Source organism: Hyphomicrobium sp., from assembly GCF_035548195.1.
In the GTDB taxonomy this organism is placed as follows: Bacteria; Pseudomonadota; Alphaproteobacteria; order Rhizobiales; family Hyphomicrobiaceae; genus Hyphomicrobium_B.
Genome location: NZ_DASZTY010000025.1, coordinates 191,183 through 210,940 on the forward strand (window position 1 = coordinate 191,183; position 19,758 = coordinate 210,940).

Here is a 19,758-nt window from a genome sequence, read left to right on the forward strand (position 1 = left end):
GTGCGCGCGCTCGTTGTCGAAGACGATAGGGATCTGAACCGCCAGCTTGCGGCGGCTTTGGGGGACGCCGGTTTCGCCGTGGATACCGCGGCGGATGGCGAGGAGGGTTATTTCCTCGGAGACACGGAGCCCTACGATGTCGTTATTCTAGATATCGGTCTTCCAAAGATGGACGGCATTTCCATTCTTGAGCAATGGCGCCGAAGCGATCGCAAGATGCCTGTCATTCTGCTGACCGCCCGCGACCGCTGGAGCGATAAGGTGACTGGCATGGACGCCGGAGCCGACGATTATCTCGCCAAGCCCTTCCATATGGAGGAACTTTTGGCGCGCGTCCGGGCTCAGATCCGCCGCGCCTCCGGCCATGTCAAATCGGAAATCGAGTGCGGACCGATCCGCCTCGACACCAAGTCCGCTCGCGTGACCTGCGACGGCCTGCCGGTGAAGCTGACCTCACATGAGTTTCGCCTTCTTGCGTATCTGATGCATCATAACGGCCGCGTCGTCTCGCGCACCGAACTCGTCGAGCACCTTTACGATCAGGACTTCGACCGCGATTCCAATACGATTGAGGTCTTCATCGGCCGCTTGCGCAAGAAAATTCCTGGTGACGTAATTCAGACGGTCCGTGGTCTTGGGTATCGCATGAGCCACGGACCCGATGAGGCTTAATTCTCTTGCGCTGCGGTTGTTTGCGACCTCGGCGGCGTGGACGCTTCTGGCGCTGCCGCTCGCGGGCTACATAATTTACTCGCTGTATCGCGAAGACGTGCAGTTGAGCTTCGACGCCCAGCTGAAAAAACTTTTGACCCAGATCACCATCGACAGCATGAGCACCGGCGGCGACGTGCCGGTGATTCCGCCGAACCTGTACGAGCCCCTTTTCGAGGTCACCCAGTCAGGATGGTATTGGCAGATCCGTCCCATCGACGGCGCCCCCGGCCGCACGCTCGTTTCGCCCTCGCTGGCAACTGCCGTCCTCCCATCTCCCTACGATCATAAAATAAAGCCCGACAATAGCGGTACGCGCTGGATGAATGCTCCGGGCCCAACCGGCTCGACGATCCGCATCCTCGAATTTTTGGATTCGCCCGGCCACGATCCCGACCGAACGCGTTATTCGATTATCGTTGCCGGCCCGCTCGATTGGTTCGAGGCGACGGTCGCCAAGTTTCGCACACGTTTGACAAGCGCTTTGGCGCTCGTCGGCATCGGATTGTTAGCTGCAACTGTCTTTCAGGTGCGGTTCGGGCTTTTGCCGCTCCGGAGGATCGAACGCGGGCTGGCGAGTATCCGTTCGGGCGAGGTCGAACGCCTTGAAGGGCAGTTGCCGGCCGAGATCGAACCGTTGCAAGCGGAACTCAACGCGTTGATCGATTCCAATCAGGACATTATTGAACGGGCGCGAACGCAGGTGGGGAATCTTGCGCATGCGCTCAAAACGCCGTTAGCCGTTATTACGAACGAGGCGCATGACGATCGTTCGGCGCTCGGCGCGAAGGTTGCCGAACAGGCGCAGGTGATGCGGGACCAGATCAGCCATTATCTCGACAGGGCGCGGATGGCGGCCCGTGTCGGCGCGATCGGGCGCGTGACGCCGGTCGACCTCACGGCAGAGCCACTGGTCCGAGCTATCGAGCGCATCCACTCCGAAAAAGACATTGCGATCTCTTTTTCCATACAGGCCGGTGCCAAATTCCAGGGTGAAAAGCATGATCTTGAGGAGATGCTCGGCAATCTGCTCGATAATGCGTGCAAATGGGGAAAAAAGCACGTCTATCTCGCCGCCGCCGTCGATACGCAAACGACACCGGCACGGCGCAGAAAACTCAGGATCGCAGTCGAGGACGATGGCCCGGGGTTATCGCAGGAGCAACGCGCCAAAATCGGAAAGCGCGGAACGCGCCTCGACGAGACGAAGCCCGGATCGGGCCTCGGGCTGTCGATCGTCAGCGATCTGGCGGCCTCATACCATGGACGGCTCGCGCTCGAGGCGTCTGAACATGGCGGCCTCAAAGCAATTCTTGAGCTTCCCGCCGCATGACGCTGCTCTCGTAAACTTATTTGCCAAGAGTTCCTGTTGCATCGCAGCACCAGGCCAACATGTCATTTGTTTGCCCGAATAGCGGTGGATTTCTGCCTTGTCGGGCGCTCAATATCGGTCTAGCCAGACATTTGGGATGGTGCCGGAACATCGGCGCTGGGGGAAGAAAGCCGAAAAACGAGGTTCGCCATGCGCGTCGCGCGCTTTTCGATTCCGCTGATGGTGTTCGCCATGCTCGCCGGATGCAGCAACGGCCAAGGGGGCGTAGACAATCAAGGCACAGGCTTGGTGCTGGGAAGCATCGCAGGCGGTCTGGTTGGCAATCAGTTCGGCAAAGGCAGCGGCAATGTCGCGTCGACAGTCGCGGGTGCGGTCGTTGGCGGCATCGTTGGCAGCGAGATTGGCAAAAGCCTCGACGAGCGCGATCGCCGTTACGCACAAGATGCAGAATACGATGCTCTGGAGCGCGGCCAGTCCGGCGTCTCGCGGCAATGGCGCGATCCCGATACCGGCCATTATGGGGAGGTCGTTCCGAGCCGTCCTTACAAGCGCGGTGTCGCCGACTGCCGCGATTACACGCATACGATCTACATCGATGGCAGGCCGAAGCAGATGCGCGGCACTGCCTGCCGCAATCCGGACGGAACGTGGAAGAGCGTCGGCTGACGCGGTGCAGCGGAACGCACCGCTGCACATGACGGTTAATTCATATCCGCGACAGATGAGCTAAACGCGTCAGTGTCGGCTTGCTTGCGCGCCGCAGCGATCTTATTCCGTGATCGAACGTCGAGGATCGCGCGCATATGGTTTTTTGGATTTTAGTGGCTTGCCTGGTGGCAGCGGTGACGCTGGCCATTACACGCCCTCTACTGCGCGCCGATTCCGAGCCGATGGCCGGGGGCGATGCCGGTGCAGCGGCTGCTGATGTCGCCGTCTATAAAGATCAGCTCCGGGAAGTCGCTTCGGACGAAGCGAGCGGAACGCTTGCGCCCGCCGAGGCCGAAAGCGCCCGCTCCGAAATTGCGCGGCGCTTGCTGCGTTCGACCGCCGTGAGCGAGAAAAACGACACGCGTACAGAAGGCCGCCGGAATCGCTTCGCAACGTTCGCATCGACAGCCGTCGTGGTCTTGCTGCCCGTGGCGAGCTTGGCTCTCTACCTCGCATATGGAACTCCGGGATTGCCGGGCGATCCATTGAGCGCGCGGCTCGCGGAAACAGCAGACACAAAAAATCCAAACGACCTCGTTGCTAAAGTCGAGCAGCGCCTGCGTCAGCATCCGGAGGATGGCACCGGCTGGAGCGTCATTGCGCCGGTCTATTATGCGATGGGCCGCTACGCGGATGCCGCAAAAGCTTACGCCAATGCGATGCGTCTGGTCGGTGAAACCCCTGCGAGACTTCAAGGCTTCGCCAATGCTCGCATCAGAGTCGAAAACGGTGTTATTCCGGAAGATGCCCGCAAGGCGCTTGAACGCATTCTTGCAATTGCGCCTGACCGGAAAGAACCGCGCATCTGGCTTGCGCTCGCAAAGGAGCAAGACGGTAAGATCGCCGAAGCCGCTGCCGATTATCGCAAGCTGATCCAAGAAGCGCCGGCAAATGCACCATGGCGCAAAATGCTTGAAGCGCGTCTCGCAAGCCTGATGCCGGGGGCCGATAAGGCGGTTACCGATACGAATGCCGCTGGCGAACCAACTCAAAAGGCCGCAAATCCGGACGCCGTCGCATCGTCGCCGCCGTCGGGAGCGGATGCTGCTTCCGTCATGGCCATGTCGCCATCGGAACGTCAGGCATTCATAAAGCGTATGGTTGAGGGGCTCGCCGCGCGCCTAAAGGCCAACGGCAACGATCCGGCGGGATGGGTCAGCCTCATTCGTGCCTACAAGGTGCTTGGACGCGGCGAAGATGCCGCCAAGGCCCTGAGTGACGCCCGCGCCAATTTAAAGGACGATAAGGTCGGCTTGGCGCGTGTCGAGGATATGGCTCGCAAGCTTGGCGTTGGCAGTTGAGTTATGATGAAAGACGATGAACTGAGATGACACGGAAGCAAAAGCGCGGCGTTCTGATCGGCGGCGGCGTTGCAACGCTCGCAGTGGCGGCGATCCTCGTTCTGTTTGCTCTCAAAGACAGCATCGTCTTTTTCCATACGCCGAGCGACATCATCGCGGAGGCGGTGCAGCCCGGTCAGCGCATCCGCCTTGGCGGTCTCGTAGAAAAAGGTTCAGTGGTTCACGAAGGTACCACGATCAAGTTTAAGGTCACCGACACCTTGAAGGATATGCCGGTGACCTTTACCGGCGTCTTGCCGGATCTTTTTCGCGAAGGGCAGGGCGTCGTCGCCGAGGGCGTTCTTGACGGGCACGGAGGCTTCAAGGCCGATAGCGTGCTTGCCAAGCACGACGAGAACTATATGCCGAGGAACGTGGCTCAGGCTCTGGAAGCGAAGGGCGTGAAACTCGGTGCGAGTGCGCACCCGGGCGAATTGAAGGCGGAAGCGCCATAAGGAGGCTACCGATTTGATCGTCGAGTTCGGACATTTTGCGCTTATCCTCGCTCTGCTGGTCGCGGCGGTCCAGGTCGTCGTGCCCGCGGCGGGCGCATCCCTCAAAGACGATCGGATGATGCGGGTCGCAGAACCTGCTGCCGTTTCGCAGCTTCTACTGATTGCGATCGCCTTTTTCGCGCTGATGTATGCTTACGTGACGTCCGATTTTTCAGTGGCGAACGTGGCAGAGAATTCCCATTCCACGAAGCCGTTGATCTACAAAATGGCGGGCGTGTGGGGAAACCACGAAGGCTCTATGCTTTTGTGGGTGCTCATCCTCGCGATTTTCGGCGCGGCGGTTGCTCTCTTCGGCAACAATCTGCCGCCGACGCTGAAAGCGCGCGTGCTCTCCGTTCAGGGGGCAATCGCGCTGGCGTTTCTGCTCTTTTCGCTTCTGACTTCGAATCCCTTCATCCGTCTTGATCCGGCGCCCCCCGATGGACGCGGATTGAATCCCATTCTTCAGGACCCGGCGCTCGCCTTCCATCCGCCGTTCCTCTACACCGGATATGTCGGCTTCTCGATTGCGTATTCGTTTGCGATCGCGGCATTGCTCGAAGGCCGGATCGATGCGGCGTGGGCGCGCTGGGTGAGGCCTTGGACGCTCGCCGCCTGGATGTTTCTAACCATCGGTATTTCTATGGGCTCGTGGTGGGCTTACTATGAGCTCGGCTGGGGCGGTTGGTGGTTCTGGGATCCGGTCGAAAACGCATCGTTCATGCCGTGGCTAGCGGGCACGGCGTTGCTCCATTCCGCGCTCGTTATGGAAAAGCGCGAAGCGCTCAAGGTCTGGACCGTTCTGCTCGCGATTTTGACGTTCTCGCTGTCGCTCATGGGCACCTTCATCGTCCGCTCCGGCGTCCTGACATCCGTGCACTCGTTCGCCGTCGATCCGACGCGCGGCATCTTCATTCTTGCGATCCTCGTATTCTTCACCGGCGGCGGTCTTGCGCTCTTCGCCTTGCGCGCCAAGGACATGCAGACGGGCGGCCTCTTCCAGCCGATCAGCCGTGAAGGCAGCCTCGTGCTCAACAATCTGTTGTTGGTGACGGCCGCTGCCACCGTTCTTGTCGGTACGCTCTATCCGATGGCGCTCGAAGGCGTGACGGGCCAGAAGATTTCAGTCGGGCCGCCGTTCTTCAACGCGACGTTCGGGCCGCTGATGGTTCCGTTGCTCCTGGCGCTTCCGCTCGGACCGATGCTTGCGTGGAAACGCGGCGATCTTCTGGGCGTCATGCAACGGTTGGCCCTTGCAGTGTTGGCCGCCATCGTGGCGCTCGTCGCGATGTTTGCTGTGGAGTACCGTGGACCGTGGCTGGCGCCATTCGGCATTGCGCTCGGCATTTACGTCATGATGGGCGCAGTGATCGAATATGCGGACCGGATCAAATTCGGCAAAGCAGGGCGTCAAGAGATCATGCGACGTGCGCGAAACCTTCCGCGCTCGGCTTATGGCACATTGCTCGCGCATTTCGGCATTGGCATGCTTGTCGTCGGCATCGTTGCGACGAGCGCCTATCGCGAAGAGCACATTCTGGTAATGAAGCCGGGCCAGAGCCTCGCCGTCGGCGGCTACAACGTGACATTCACGGGCGTCGAAAGCGGTCGCGGGCCGAACTACACGTCAAATTTCGCGGACTTCGACGTCAAGCGCGACGGGGTCTCCATCACACGTCTGAGGCCATCGAAGCGCCTCTACGACGCGCCGCCGCAGCCGACGACGGAGGCAGGCATTCATGCGTCCTGGCGCGGCGACCTTTATCTCGTTATCGGAGACGCACAGCCGGGCGGCGGTTATGCAGTTCGCGCCTACTTCAACCCTCTCGTCCGCTTCATCTGGCTTGGTGCGCTGATCATGTTCATCGGCGGCGGCATCTCGTTGTCTGATCGGCGGCTCCGTGTCGGTGCTCCGGCGAGACGCATTCGTTCCCCTGTAGCTGTTCCAGCGGAGTAACGGGATGCGTCGGCTGCTCGCAATCGCGCTTTTTTCGTTGGCGATGCTCGCCAATGGTCGGGCTGTGCTGGCTGTCCAGCCGGGCGAGATGCTTGCCAATCCTGTTCTCGAAAAGAGGGCACGCACCATTTCCTCGGAACTGCGGTGCCTTGTTTGCCAGAACGAGTCGATCGACGACAGCGATGCACCGCTTGCGGCAGACATTCGCCGTTTGGTGCGAGAGCGGCTGACGGCAGGCGATAGCGACAGCCAAGTCATCGATTATCTCGTCGCCCGATATGGAGAGTTCGTGTTGCTTCGGCCGCGCTTCGAGCTTTCGACGCTTCTCCTGTGGCTGACGCCAATTCTGGTATTTGTCGGTGGTTTGACCTTGGCCGCACGTGCGGCCGCACGCCAACCCGCAAGCGAGGCGACAGCTCTGTCTGAGCAGGAAAAGGCCAAGCTTGCCGAGATTTTGAGCGACGATCAGCGTTAGCCCGGCTTCTGCCTTGCGCGCTTTGAAGGCTCCGGGACGGCAATGAAACGATCGACGGCGCAATCCAGTGCGGCGCAGATTACGAACTGTTAACGTGGCTGACATCCTGCGGTAATCCCGTCTCCTTTACGGCTGCCGTTAAGCCTAAGAAGGGCTGATTTCAGCTTGGAGACCCCCTGGGATGCGACTTCCCCATCGCAATTCGACGCCGTCGAACGTTTATTCCTCAAAAATCGCGCCGGCCTTCGTGGCGCTCGCCGCTGTTGCAGTGGTAGGGTTTGGTTATTTCATCCCCTCTGAGGCCGTGCGCGCCGATACGCCCGCTTCAGCGCAGACCGTCGAAACGCCGATGGGTCGCGCACCCCTTTCCTTTGCCGATCTTGTCGAGCGCGTTAAGCCGTCTGTCGTCTCAGTGTCGGTCATCAATGATGGCGGCGCCTCTAAAATGGCGGAGAACGACAAAAAGGATAACAAGAAGGGCGGCGGCAACTTCAATTTCCCTGATCTTCCGCCGGACCATCCGCTGCATGATTTCTTCAAACACCTTCCGAAGGAGTTTGGACAACAGGAGCAGCGTCCGAAGATCGTTCAGGGACAAGGTTCGGGCTTCGTCATTTCGCCCGACGGCTATGTCGTGACGAATAATCACGTCATCGACGGCGCGACGAAAATCCAGGTGACGTTCGACAACGATGAAACCAAGTACGACGCCAAGCTCGTCGGAACGGATCCGCGCACGGACGTCGCGTTGTTGAAAATCGAGAGCAACAAAACTTTCCCGGCCGTGAAGCTTTCCACGAAGACACCACGCGTCGGTGATTGGGCGCTGGCGGTTGGTAATCCGTTTGGTCTTGGCGGGACGGTCACTGCGGGTATCGTCTCGGCGCTCGCACGCGACATCGGCTCAGGCCCCTACGACTATATGCAGATCGATGCGGCCGTGAACCGTGGCAACTCGGGCGGTCCGACCTTTAACCTCGATGGCGATGTGATCGGCGTTAATACGGCGATCTTCTCTCCGTCGGGTGGCAACGTCGGCATCGCCTTCGACGTTCCCGCGAAGACGGTGCAGGAAGTGATAACCCAGCTCAAAGCGACCGGTACGGTCAAGCGCGGCTGGCTTGGCGTGAAGATCCAAAATGTCGATGACGACACCGCTGCAAGCCTCGGCTTGAAAGAGGCGCATGGCGCGCTCGTCAGCGAGGTCACGCCGAATGGCCCGGCGGCTGCCGCCGGTATCAAGACGCAGGACGCAATCCTCCAGGTGAATGACGAGAAGATCGTCGATAGCCGCGATCTCGCGCGAAAGATCGCCGAACTTTCTCCGGACTCGCCAGTCAACATCAAAGTCTGGCGCAACAACGCCGAAAAAGTCATAAAGGTGAAGCTCGGTCTCTTCCCGAAGAATGCCGAAGCTCTGATGAATGGCGACAACGACGATAACGGCAACAGCAACGATAACGAAGACAAGCCTTCGACGACGGAGCTTAGTCAGCTCGGGGTCACGTTGATGCCGGCACGTACGGGATCAAACAGCGAGGGTGTCGCGATCGCCGAGGTTGATCCGTCGTCTGACGCAGCCGAAAAGGGCCTGAAGGCGGGAGACGTCATCCTTGAGATTTCCGGCCAGACCGTTAAGTCTCCGGCGGACGTTATTTCAGGCATCAAGAAGGCGCAGGATCTGAAGCGGACGGCCGTTCTGCTGCATATCCAGTCGTCCGACCAGAAGCGCTTCGTAGCCGTACAGTTGGCTACCAAGAAAGGCTGAGGTTAACGCCATGACAAGTTCGAGCAGCTCCGTCAACCACACGGCGGGGCTGTCTCGACGTCCGGCGGCCGGACCGCTAAATAGAGAGTCGAGAGAAGGCCAGGATCAGAACAACGCCATGCGCGTGCTCGTAATCGAAGACGACAAGGAAACGGCGCAGTTTCTCCAGAAGTCGTTGAAAGAGAATGGGCACACTGCCGACCTTGCGGCCGATGGCGAGGCTGGACTCTCACTGGCGTCCGACGGAACCTACGATGTCCTTATCGTCGATCGGATGTTGCCGCATCTCGACGGCCTGTCGGTTATCAAGTCGCTGAGGGCGCAAGGCGACCGCACTCCGGCACTCATCCTTTCGGCTTTGGGTGAGGTCGACGACCGCGTGAAGGGGCTCCGCGCCGGCGGCGACGATTATCTGACGAAGCCTTACGCTTATTCCGAGCTTCTTGCGCGGGTTGAAGCGCTAGGACGGCGTACGGCTCCGGAGGAGCAGCAGACCCGCTATGCCGTCGGCGATCTCGTTCTCGACAGGCTCTCCCACCGCGTAACCCGCGGCGGTGAGCATATTCTCCTGCAACCGCGCGAATATCGCCTCCTCGAATATCTGATGCAGCATGCCGGCCAGGTCGTCACCCGCACGATGCTGCTGGAGCATGTCTGGGACTATCACTTCGATCCGCAAACGAACGTGATCGACGTGCACGTGTCCCGCCTTCGCGCGAAGATCGATAAGAACTTCGACAAACCGCTGTTACACACGGTTCGGGGCGCAGGATATACGATCCGTGACGGCCCTGCTTGAGCGCGTCGCAAAAGCGGCATCGACAACGGCATTCGGACTGAGCGCGGCGGCGGTGGCATTCTTTCTTTTCGCCGCCGCAATCGTCGTGGGCTTCCTTTTTTGGCAGACGAACAATCTGCTGACGCATCAGGTTCTCGGCGTGCTGACAGCCGAAGCCCGGATCCTCTCATCGGAAATGAAAGTCGGCGGCCGGGCGAAACTCGCCGAAACGGTTGGCGCGATGTCACGGCTGCAAGGCACCGGCCTCTATTACCTCGCCGACGACAGCGGCGCGAAGATCGCGGGCAACCTCAATCGCATCCCGCCGGAGCTGACAAATGATCCGCACGGCGGCGTTTTCAGCTATCAGCCCGCTGGCGATAACGCGCCCCACCTTGCCGTCGCCATACCCGTGAACCTAGGAGCCGATGTCCGCCTCATTGTGGGGCGCGATATCGAGGATCAACGCGCTTTCGCGGATTCAATCCGCTGGGCGTTTTTGGTTGGCTTCGGGGTGCTGTCGATCGCAGGGCTTCTTGGCGGCTTGGCGGTGAGCCGGCTCATTCTCAATCGCATGGATGCGATCACGTCGACGAGCCGTTCAATCATGGACGGTGATCTGGCGCGACGCATTCCGATGAGCGGACGAGGCGGAGAGCTTGATGCACTCGCGCAGAACCTCAACCAGATGCTCGACCGTATCGAAGGCTTGATGAGCGGCCTGCGAGAGGTTTCCGACAATATCGCCCACGATTTGAAGACGCCGCTCAATCGTTTGCGGAATGCGGCCGAGGCTGCGTTGCGCGATCCGCGTGGTGGTGAAGCTTATCGTGAGGGGCTCGAACGTACGATCGAAAGGGCGGACGAGCTGATCAAGACCTTCAATGCGCTTTTGCTGATTGCGCGCCTCGAAGCAGGTCCGCTCGAAGAGAGCATCGAAACGTTCGATCTCGGCCGCTTTGTCGAGGACGTGGCAGAGCTCTATTCGCCGGCGACAGAGGAAGCAGGTTTTGCCCTGTCGATCGAGGCCGAGAAAGGCGTCTTCGTTCGGGCTAACCGACAGCTTATCGGACAGGCCGTGGCCAACCTGATCGACAATGCGATCAAGTATTCGCGCGGTGGAGAGCCAGGAAGTGCGATCACGGTCCGCGCCTATCGCGATAACAGCACGCCGGCGATCTCCGTCGGCGATCATGGCCCTGGCATCGCCCCCGAAAATCGTGAACGCGCTCTGAAAAGGTTTGTGCGCCTCGAAGCCAGCCGCACTCTGCCAGGAACGGGGCTTGGTTTGAGCCTCGTGGCGGCGGTGGCTCGGCTGCATCACGGCGAAGTTCGCCTGGAAGACAATTTCCCTGGCCTTAAGGTCGTTGTGCTGCTGTCCCCAAAATGCCTGGTTGCCGCTCCAGGCGCAGACGATAGTGACGTCGCTGCCGGTATTGCGGCACAATAGGCTGATGGATCAGCCAATCGAATCAAGTCTTGCCGCACGTATTACTGAAACGCCCGTCGCGTCCGTTGGTGGCCGTGGCGCCGAGCGGTTCGCAGCTCTGGTCGCGGAGGCCGGCGTTTCATGTCCGGAGCTTGCCGCCATCTTGCAAGATGTGAAGGTCGCCGCGCTCCTGCGGGGGACATTCGAAGGTTCTCTTTATCTCACGACGCTGGCGACGCTTGACCTTGCGCGGCTGGCGCATGTGCTCGCCGAGGCGCCGGAAGATCATTTCAAGCGTCTGACCGAAGGCTTCGTCGCCGCGATGGCGAAAGCTGTTGATATGGCGGCGGCAAAGCGCGCGTTACGGCAATATAAAAACGAAGTCGCACTGTTGACGGCTCTCGCCGATATCGGCGGCGTCTGGCCGGTGATGACGGTAACACGAAAGCTTTCCGAGTGCGCCAACGCCACGGTTGCGACCGCCGTTCGATTTCTTTTTCGTCTGGCGTCGGAAAAGGGTCTCTGGCAAGCACCGCATCCGGCAACGCCTGATCAGGAGTCGGGCTACTTCGTTCTTGCAATGGGCAAGCTCGGGGCATTCGAGCTCAACTATTCAAGCGACATCGATCTGATCGTCTTCTTCGACCGCGAAAAATCACGCCTTGTCGGGGATGGTGATTTGCAATCCTTTTTCGTGCGGCTCACGCGCGATCTCGTTTTGCTGCTCGAAGAGCGGACCGCGGACGGCTACGTTTTCCGGACCGATCTTCGACTGCGTCCTGATGCTGGCGCGACACAAATCGCACTCTCGACCGCAGGGGCACACGGATATTACGAAACGGTCGGCCAGAACTGGGAACGCGCCGCGATGATCAAGGCGCGGCCCATTGCGGGTGATATCGAAGCGGGAACAGAATTTCTGCATGAACTCTCGCCCTTTGTCTGGCGGAAATACCTCGATTTCGCTTCGATTGCCGATATTCACGCTATGAAGCGGCAGATCCATGCCCATAAGGCGATCGGCGGAATTACGGTTCTCGGTCAAAATTTGAAGCTCGGCCGTGGCGGTATTCGCGAGATTGAATTTTTTGCTCAGACGCAGCAGCTGATCGCGGGGGGACGACAGCCCGATCTTCGCGTACGCGCGACACTCGATGCGTTAGCGGCACTCGAAGAGCGCGGCTGGGTGAAGCCTGCCGTGCGCTCCGAGCTTGACGATGCCTACCGCTATTTGCGCCGCATGGAGCATCGCCTGCAAATGGTCGCCGACGAGCAGACGCACGAGATGCCGTCGGACAAGGATGCGCTGGAGACATTTGCGCATTTCGCAGGGTATCCGAGCGCTCAGGAGCTTTCCGCAGAACTGACGCGCACTCTCGAAACTGTCGAGAAGCACTATGCAGGCTTGTTTGAAGACTCTCCGACGTTGACCGGCGAGGAAACAAACCTCGTTTTCGCCGGTCCGCAGGACGATCCGCAGACGCTCGCAGAATTGAAACGGCTCGGTTATTCGCAACCGGCGCAGGTCCTTTCGATCGTTCGCGGCTGGCATCACGGCCGCACACCGTCGGTTCGATCGCCGCGCGCGCGAGAACGTTTGACTGAAGTGCAGCCGCTGCTGATCTCGGCACTCGCTGATACGGTCGATCCCGATTCCGCGATTGCAAGCTTCGATCGGTTTTTGTCGGAGCTTCCCGGCGGCGTGCAGTTCTTTTCCCTATTGAAAGCACAGCCCGGCCTCATCCGGTTATTCGCCGACATCATGGGCTCGGCGCCGCGCCTCGCACATATTCTCTCTAAACGCCGCCGCCTGCTCGACGCCGTTCTCGACCCGCAGGCGCTCGGCAGCCATATGGACGAAGATGCGATCGACGATTTGCTGATCAAATCGTTCGCCGCAGCACGCTCCGCGCACGATGGCGATCCAATGCAGGACGTGCTCGATACGGCGCGGATCATCGGCAGCGAGCAAGCGTTCCTCATCGGCGTCAGGGTTCTGACCGGCAGCATATCGGCAGCAGGGGCGGGCATGGCTTATGCCATCATTGCCGAGCGTCTGATTGCAGGCCTTCTTCGCGAAGTCAGCCGCCAGATGCAGGACGAGCATGGTCGCGTCGCGGGCGGCTCTGCGGTCGTCGTTGCGATGGGAAAGCTCGGAGGCCGCGAGATGACGGCTGGCTCCGATGTCGATCTCATCCTGATCTACGACTTCGATCGAGAGGCGGAGCAATCCGATGGCCCACGGCCGCTCGCTCCGCAGCATTACTACACGCGGCTGACACAACGCCTGATCAACGCCATCTCGGCACGAACACCCGAGGGAACGCTTTACGAGGTCGATATGCGACTGCGGCCTTCTGGGCAGAAGGGCCCCGTCGCGACACAGCTTTCGAGTTTTGCAAGCTATCAGGCGAATGAGGCCTGGACCTGGGAGCACATGGCGCTAACGCGCGCCCGTGTGATCGCTGGCGCACCAGCGCTTTCCGAGCGCGTCGAAGCCGATATCAGAAAGGTCCTCACGGCACATCGCGACCGCGCCAAGATAGCAGACGACATCCGCAGCATGCGCGAGCGTATCGAGGCAGAGAAAGCCACGACAGACATTTGGAACCTGAAGCAGGTTCGCGGGGGATTGGTCGATCTGGAGTTTATCGCTCAGTACCTGCAACTTGTTTTTGCTGCTGAGCATCCGTCCATTCTCCATCAGACGACGCTTGTCACGCTTGCCGCGGCGGCTTCGGAGGGACTGATTTCGGCCGACGATCATCGCCGGCTTTCGGCCGCCGGTCAGCTTCTGCACAATTTGACGCAAATTATCCGCCTGACTTTGGAGGGCCCGTTCAATCCGGCGACAGCGCCGAAAGGGCTCAAGTCGCTGCTCGTCCGGGCAGCGGATGCGGCGTCCTTCGAAGATCTGGAACAGAAGCTAAAACAAGCGCTTGGCGATGTTCTTGAGGCGTTTGAGCGTCTAATCGTCTGATCTCGTCCCTCAACGCGACGGATTGCTCTGCCCTATAGCGTTCTTGTGGGCAATTGATGCAGATTGGCGCTGCGAATTAACCTTCGGCGCCGAATGGCAAATCAACAGCCAGACAGGCGGCGGAAAGCATGTCGAGGGGATACGTGGCGGCGATAAGAACCGACGGCAGCCCGGCCAAACCGAGGCCCGCGGCTGACTCCCGGAACGATGAAGCTGTCCTCGTTGCAGAAGCCGGGGCTGGCAATGGGCAGGCATTTGGAGTGCTGATGGAGCGTCATCTTGGCAGCATCGTCGCCGTCGCGCGCCGGATGCTGCGGGACGATGCGGAAGCGGAGGATGTAGCGCAGGAAGCATTTTTGCGGCTCTGGCGCTCGGGCGCGACCTTGGAGATCGGCCCGGCCGGTATTCGCCCGTGGTTACGGCGAGTCGTCTCGAATTTGTGCCTTGACCGTGTACGCGGGCAGGGACGCGTGAAAGTGGTTGAAGAATTGCCGGAGGTTCCGGAGCCGCCGACACAGCTGGCAGCGCTTGAAAGTCAGGATGTGCAACGGCGAGTCGAAATTGCGATGCAAGGCTTGCCTGACCGGCAACGTTTGGCTCTCACTCTGTTTCATTTCGAGGGGTTGAGCCAGATCGAGATCGGGAATGTTTTGGGCGTATCGGATGAAGCTGTCGAGTCCCTGTTGAGCCGGGCACGCAGGCAGTTGAAGGCAGATTTGAAGTCGGAATGGCAATCGTTGCGTAATGATAACGGACACTGAGATGCGGGAGACGGCAAGACAATGACACGCAATCTACGGCCCGTGGGGCTCGACAGATTGGAAGGCGCGCTCGACACCTATGGTGCCGATCGGACGCGCTGGCCCGCGCCGCTCCGTCACGAACTATCGGCTCTGCTTGCCGATAGCGAGGACGCAAGAAAATTGCTGGGCGATGCAGAGTTGTTCGATCGGCTTCTTGATTATGCGCCGCAGTACGATGTCACGCGTTTGGATGGCTTGAAAAAGCGGATCGCCGCGGCAGCAGAGCATCAGCCGCGTCTCGTGGCAACGCAGCCGCAAGCGGCACGTCCGACCGTTCTGCGCCGCCATCAGGGTTTGGCGGCAACGGCGCTCGCGGCGTCGCTCGTGTTGGGCGTTCTTGCCGGACAGTCGAGGATCGTCAATTCCTTCTGGGGATCGAGCCAGAACTCTTCGAACGCTACGCGGCAGATCGCGCAAACCGACGACGGCGACATCTTGCTGGACGAGGATATGCTGTGACGGTCGAAGCCAATCATATCGCGCCTCAGCGTTCTCGGCTGCTCTATCCCGGGTTCATCTTCTCACTGGCGCTCAATCTGCTGTTCATCGGCGGAGTCGCGGCCGCCGTATGGCACCACCATAACGCGCAGGAGAGACGCAACGAGTCCGGTCTTCTAAGTTTTGCCAGGCAGCTTCCGCCGGACCGCCAAGAGGCTTTCCGTCAGCAGGTCTTTTCTGCTCGTGCCTCAATGAAAAGTGAGCGCGATAAAGTACGTATGGCTTGGCGCCACACGAACGATGTTTTGACGACCGAACCGTTCGACAAAGAAAAGTTCAAGGCAGCTATGGCGGACCTGCGGGCGGTTGAAGACCAATTCAGGACCGGTATCAACGCTGCCTTCGCGGACATCGCAGCATCTCTCACACCGTCAGAGCGCAAGCTGCTTCAAGGTTGGCGGGAGAAGCGCAGACCGAAGTTCCTTCGTCGGGATAAGGACACTGAACAAAGCAACGATAGAAAATCGGATTGATCGTCGATGCGAAGCTGCATTCGAGGGTCGCATTAAGCGTGTTTTGCAAAGAGATCACTCTGGATGGGTGCGAGGAAACGCACCGTCCAACGCCGGCCTCCCCTTGGTGTGTCCAGCGCGGTAACGCGCGCGCCAGAAAGCTCGCCTAGCGTCCGCGCCAGGATCAACGGGAAGCCATCGTCGTCGTTCGTGTTCAGACCCACATTGTCGGCCTCTACTGAAAATACGATGGCATCATCCTCGCTGTGTGCATTTATCTGTACCTTGGCGCTATCGCCCGCGGAGCGTAGCACTTCCGCCATGAGATTGATCAACATCTGGCGCGCGGCCTGAGGATCGCAGAGAATTTCCGTGTCGCTGCCGATGTCAGCTTCGACGCCGATCAGACGGGCGTCGAGATCTGGCTGCGCGAACGCCTGCGCGTCATCCAGTACTGCCCTGAGACCGCAGGACCTCGGCGGCCCCTTTCGCTCCGGAGAAGTCAGAAGTGCCGTGATTGCGAGCGCGTCCTCCGCAGACTTGAGCAGCATGCGGCCGCTCGCATGGATATCGCGTGCATAGTCGCCGTAACAGCTCGATCCCAGCGGACCAAAAACCTCGTTCGACATCAGTTCGGAAAATCCGAGGACAGCATTGAGGGGGGTCCGAAGCTCATGGCTCATGTGAGCGGTCAGCTTAGCCCATACGGCGCGATCGATCACAGGGTCGAGACTCGGTGGCGTCAGAAGCTCGGAAAACTTGGATGACGTTTCAAAACATGCTGATCGGTTACGTTGCGACAGCGCACCTTTGAAAGACGTCGCAACGCTTTCAACGTCAGGCTCTCCGGAAAATACGATGACTGCTGCGGCCAGCCCCGCGCCAGCTACGAGGAGCAGCGTCGCGAGAGATTGCGAATCAATGTTGAGAACGGCGACGCCAATGATCGTCAGAAGAGCCGAGATCAAAAGCAGGGGGCCGCGTTGCGCGTTGCGCACTCCCGCCGCCTCGGCGCGCCGTTTGCGCAGCGCCGCTGGATGCCATTCGAAGTCCGCCGAACCGGCAAAATTTCCCCTTTGAGGAACGGACCAAGTCCGAGCCATCTTTCAATTCCTGCCGAATTTTTTATGTGCCCCAATCCTGGCCGGGACCGAATCGATACCGCGAGCCATTGATTCGACAATCACCGATTTGCGACTCACCTGTCGAGGGAGAAAAAATGGAAGGCGAATCAATTTTTTAAAGAATCGCCTTGAGTAGAACGACAGAGCCGGATTCAGAGGTGGTGGCCGTCTGCCGACTAATCGTCGAGCATGCGCGAAACCATTTCCTGGCAGTCGCGAGACAGGCGCGATGCTGACGCAACTCGCTTCAATGCCGATTTTGCGCGCGCCTTGCGTTTGGGCTCAAGCGAGCGGTAGCTGCGAAATGCTCCGAGCATCCGCGCTGCAACTTGCGGATTGAGCGCATCGAGTTCGAGAACCTTATCGGCTAGGAATTCATATCCAGCGCCGTCCACCCGGTTGAACTGCAACGGATTGGCCATAGCGAACGTTCCGATCAAAGCTCTGACCTTGTTCGGCGTCGTCATCTTGAAGAGCGGATGCCGACATAGCATCTCGACTTCGTCGAGCGTTGCATCGCGCGGCGATTGTGCCTGCGCGGCGAACCATGTGTCGATGACCAGATGATCGTGCTGCCAGCGTTCGAAGAAATCGGAGAGGACGCTTTCGCGGCCGGGCGCATCGACCCCCGAGATCAGAACAAGAGCATGCGCCGCGTCCGTCATGTTCGATGCGCCTCTGTAGTGGGTTTCGAGCCGCACGTAATCTTCGGCCGTAGATCGCGTTGTCAGCAACGTTAACGCCGCGTTTCGTAGTGTGCGCCGGCCCGCGTTCTTCGCGTCTGGAGAGAAAGGTGCATTAGTCGAAGTCTTTGCATAAACGTCATCAAGTTCTTCCGCCAACTTCTCGGCAACGGCGCGGCTGAAGGCTCGATGCGCTTCAAAAATCGCTGCGTGGTCCACCTTTACGGCTTTCTCGCGCGCGACGTCCGCAACCGCCGGGAGGCGCAACAGCTCTGCCTTGTAGGCGTCGTCCAGGCCGGGATCGCGCAACGCATGCCGGATGGCTTCCGCGAATTTCGCCGCTTTGGATGCCAGTACGGCTTTAGGTCGCTTGACATCGAGTAGAGCGAGAATGCTCCGTGACGCGTATTTGTTGCTAGCCTGCCAGCGGTTGAACAAATCGCTGTCGTGATGCATCAAGAATGCGAGGTCGTCGTCGGAAAGCGCGATCGTTACGTTGACGGGCGCGGAAAACCCACGCAACAGCGACGGCACGGGACGTGAGGTTACATTCGCGAATTTGAATCGCGTCGTGCGCTCGTCGACAATGAGAACGCCTGGGCGAATCTCCTTTCCGCTTTCGATCTCGACATTCATTTCCTTTCCGTTCTCGCCGAGAAGGGCCATGGCAAGCGGAATGAACTGCGGTTGCTTCTTGGGTTTTCCGGGCGATGCCTTCAAAGTCTGGTGTACCGTCAGCTCCGCCGATTTCTTGCGCCGGTCGAACGTCAGGTCGCAGACCAGTTCCGGCGTTCCGGCTTGCGTGTACCAGCGCATGAACTGCGTTAAATCCAGGCCACTCGCATCCGCGAAGCAGGCGACGAAATCTTCGATCGTGACCGCCTGGCCGTCGTGCCGCTCGAAATAGAGATCCATGCCGTCGCGAAATTTCTCGCGGCCGAGGATGGTCTCGATCATCCGAACGACTTCCGCACCCTTCTCGTAGACGGTCGGCGTATAAAAATTGTTGATCTCGATATACCGATCGGGACGTACGGGATGTGAGAGCGGGCCTTGATCTTCTGGAAACTGAAGCGCCTTCAGCTGGCGGACATCGGAAATGCGCTGAACCGTGCTGCTGCGTGTTTCTGCCGAGAATTCCTGGTCGCGGTAAACGGTCAGGCCTTCCTTGAGGCACAGCTGAAACCAGTCGCGGCAGGTGATGCGATTGCCCGTCCAATTGTGAAAGTATTCGTGAGCGACGACGCTTTCGATCGATTCGTAGTTGGCATCCGTCGCGGTGTCCGGCGATGCGAGAATGAGGCGGTCGTTGAAGATGTTGAGCCCCTTGTTCTCCATCGCGCCCATGTTGAAATCGGACACGGCGACGATATTGAAGACATCGAGATCGTACTCTCGCCCGAAGCGGACCTCGTCCCATCGCATCGCACGTTTGAGGGCATCCATTGCCCAGTAGGCGCGTTTCTCTTTGCCATGCTCGACATAGATGCGCAGGTCGACCTCGCGACCAGACTGCGTCGTGAAGGTGGCGGCGACCGATGCGAGATCGCCGCCGACAAGAGCAAAAAGATAGGACGGCTTTGGATGAGGGTCATGCCACACCGCATAATGCCGTTTGCGATTTGCGAGGGTGCCGCGCTCGACGGGATTACCGTTGGCGAGAAGTATGGGTGCTGTCGCAATGTCAGCTTCCAAGCGGACCGTGTAGCGTGCGAGCACGTCGGGACGATCGAGGAAATAGGTGATGCGGCGGAAGCCCTGAGCTTCACACTGCGAGCAGTAGACGCCTCGTGACAGGTAGATCCCTTGCAACGCCGTATTGGCTTCTGGGTTGACGATCGTCGTCATCTCCAGAGTGAACGGATCTTTCGGCGGCGAGGCGATGGTAAGGCTTGTTTCGTTGACCGAATAGCTCGGGCGCCTAAGCTTTTTGCCGTCCAACGAAATGCTCTCAAGTTCCAGTAGCTCACCGTCGAGCTTAAGCGGGGCCTTGCCCGTCGTGGTGGACAATGGATTGCGCCGGACGGATAGCCTGGTTGTAACGCGCGTCCGCGAGGGATCGAGCGCAATATCCAGCTCGACATTATCAATGAGAAAATCGGACGGCCGATAATTAGAGAGAAGAACGGGCTTGGAATGTTCTGATTTCATTGGGGCGCCCCACGCCGGTTGTTTGCTTTTTTTGTGCGCCAGTCTCGCCAGCTGACCCACAAGCCTAAGCACTC

At 59.4% G+C, this 19,758-nt stretch carries 16 protein-coding genes; 14 read left to right on the top strand and 2 right to left on the bottom strand.

What is annotated here, in order from left to right:
- The 14 genes from VHB22_RS10525 (at position 1) to VHB22_RS10590 (ending at position 15,747) form a co-directional block, all read left to right on the top strand.
- Entirely contained in the window at positions 1-672 is a 672-nt protein-coding gene (locus VHB22_RS10525) for a response regulator transcription factor (protein ID WP_325456925.1), read from the top strand.
- Positions 662-2,044: a sensor histidine kinase gene (locus VHB22_RS10530; RefSeq protein WP_325456926.1), complete on the top strand. Its 1,383-nt coding sequence runs from the start codon at positions 662-664 to the stop codon at positions 2,042-2,044. The genes VHB22_RS10525 and VHB22_RS10530 overlap by 11 nt, the downstream gene beginning before the upstream one ends.
- Before the next feature lie 189 nt (positions 2,045-2,233).
- On the top strand, positions 2,234-2,710 hold the full coding sequence (locus tag VHB22_RS10535; RefSeq protein ID WP_325456927.1) for an RT0821/Lpp0805 family surface protein: 477 nt from the start codon (positions 2,234-2,236) through the stop codon (positions 2,708-2,710).
- A 137-nt stretch (positions 2,711-2,847) separates the two neighbouring features.
- Positions 2,848-4,053 carry a c-type cytochrome biogenesis protein CcmI gene (ccmI, locus tag VHB22_RS10540; RefSeq protein WP_325456928.1) on the top strand — a complete coding sequence of 402 codons (1,206 nt, stop codon included), beginning with the start codon at positions 2,848-2,850 and terminating at the stop codon, positions 4,051-4,053.
- A gap of 26 nt (positions 4,054-4,079) precedes the next feature.
- Complete coding sequence (ccmE, locus tag VHB22_RS10545; RefSeq protein WP_325456929.1) at positions 4,080-4,547, top strand: cytochrome c maturation protein CcmE; 468 nt, start codon at positions 4,080-4,082, stop codon at positions 4,545-4,547.
- A gap of 13 nt (positions 4,548-4,560) precedes the next feature.
- A complete protein-coding gene (locus VHB22_RS10550) occupies positions 4,561-6,543 on the top strand; it encodes a heme lyase CcmF/NrfE family subunit (RefSeq protein ID WP_325456930.1) in 1,983 nt (660 codons plus the stop codon).
- Between the two features lie 4 nt (positions 6,544-6,547).
- Entirely contained in the window at positions 6,548-7,018 is a 471-nt protein-coding gene (locus VHB22_RS10555) for a cytochrome c-type biogenesis protein (RefSeq protein WP_325456931.1), read from the top strand.
- A gap of 181 nt (positions 7,019-7,199) precedes the next feature.
- Positions 7,200-8,786: a Do family serine endopeptidase gene (locus VHB22_RS10560; protein WP_325456932.1), complete on the top strand. Its 1,587-nt coding sequence runs from the start codon at positions 7,200-7,202 to the stop codon at positions 8,784-8,786.
- A gap of 118 nt (positions 8,787-8,904) precedes the next feature.
- Positions 8,905-9,585 (top strand): response regulator transcription factor, encoded by a 681-nt coding sequence (locus VHB22_RS10565; protein ID WP_325457147.1) that lies wholly within the window; start codon positions 8,905-8,907, stop codon positions 9,583-9,585.
- Complete coding sequence (locus tag VHB22_RS10570) at positions 9,569-11,014, top strand: sensor histidine kinase (protein WP_325456933.1); 1,446 nt, start codon at positions 9,569-9,571, stop codon at positions 11,012-11,014. The genes VHB22_RS10565 and VHB22_RS10570 overlap by 17 nt, the downstream gene beginning before the upstream one ends.
- Positions 11,015-11,018: 4 nt before the next feature.
- Entirely contained in the window at positions 11,019-13,973 is a 2,955-nt protein-coding gene (locus VHB22_RS10575; protein WP_325456934.1) for a bifunctional [glutamine synthetase] adenylyltransferase/[glutamine synthetase]-adenylyl-L-tyrosine phosphorylase, read from the top strand.
- Between the two features lie 128 nt (positions 13,974-14,101).
- Complete coding sequence (locus VHB22_RS10580) at positions 14,102-14,734, top strand: sigma-70 family RNA polymerase sigma factor (protein WP_325456935.1); 633 nt, start codon at positions 14,102-14,104, stop codon at positions 14,732-14,734.
- A gap of 21 nt (positions 14,735-14,755) precedes the next feature.
- A complete protein-coding gene (locus VHB22_RS10585; RefSeq protein WP_325456936.1) occupies positions 14,756-15,235 on the top strand; it encodes a hypothetical protein in 480 nt (159 codons plus the stop codon).
- Entirely contained in the window at positions 15,232-15,747 is a 516-nt protein-coding gene (locus VHB22_RS10590) for a periplasmic heavy metal sensor (RefSeq protein WP_325456937.1), read from the top strand. Before VHB22_RS10585 ends, VHB22_RS10590 begins: the two co-directional genes overlap by 4 nt.
- Positions 15,748-15,779: 32 nt before the next feature.
- Here VHB22_RS10590 and VHB22_RS10595 read toward each other — a convergent pair whose 3' ends face one another.
- Positions 15,780-16,829 (bottom strand): HAMP domain-containing sensor histidine kinase, encoded by a 1,050-nt coding sequence (locus VHB22_RS10595; RefSeq protein WP_325456938.1) that lies wholly within the window; start codon positions 16,827-16,829, stop codon positions 15,780-15,782.
- A 197-nt stretch (positions 16,830-17,026) separates the two neighbouring features.
- Entirely contained in the window at positions 17,027-19,684 is a 2,658-nt protein-coding gene (gene pepN, locus VHB22_RS10600; protein ID WP_325456939.1) for an aminopeptidase N, read from the bottom strand.
- Between the last annotated feature and the right edge of the window lie 74 nt (positions 19,685-19,758).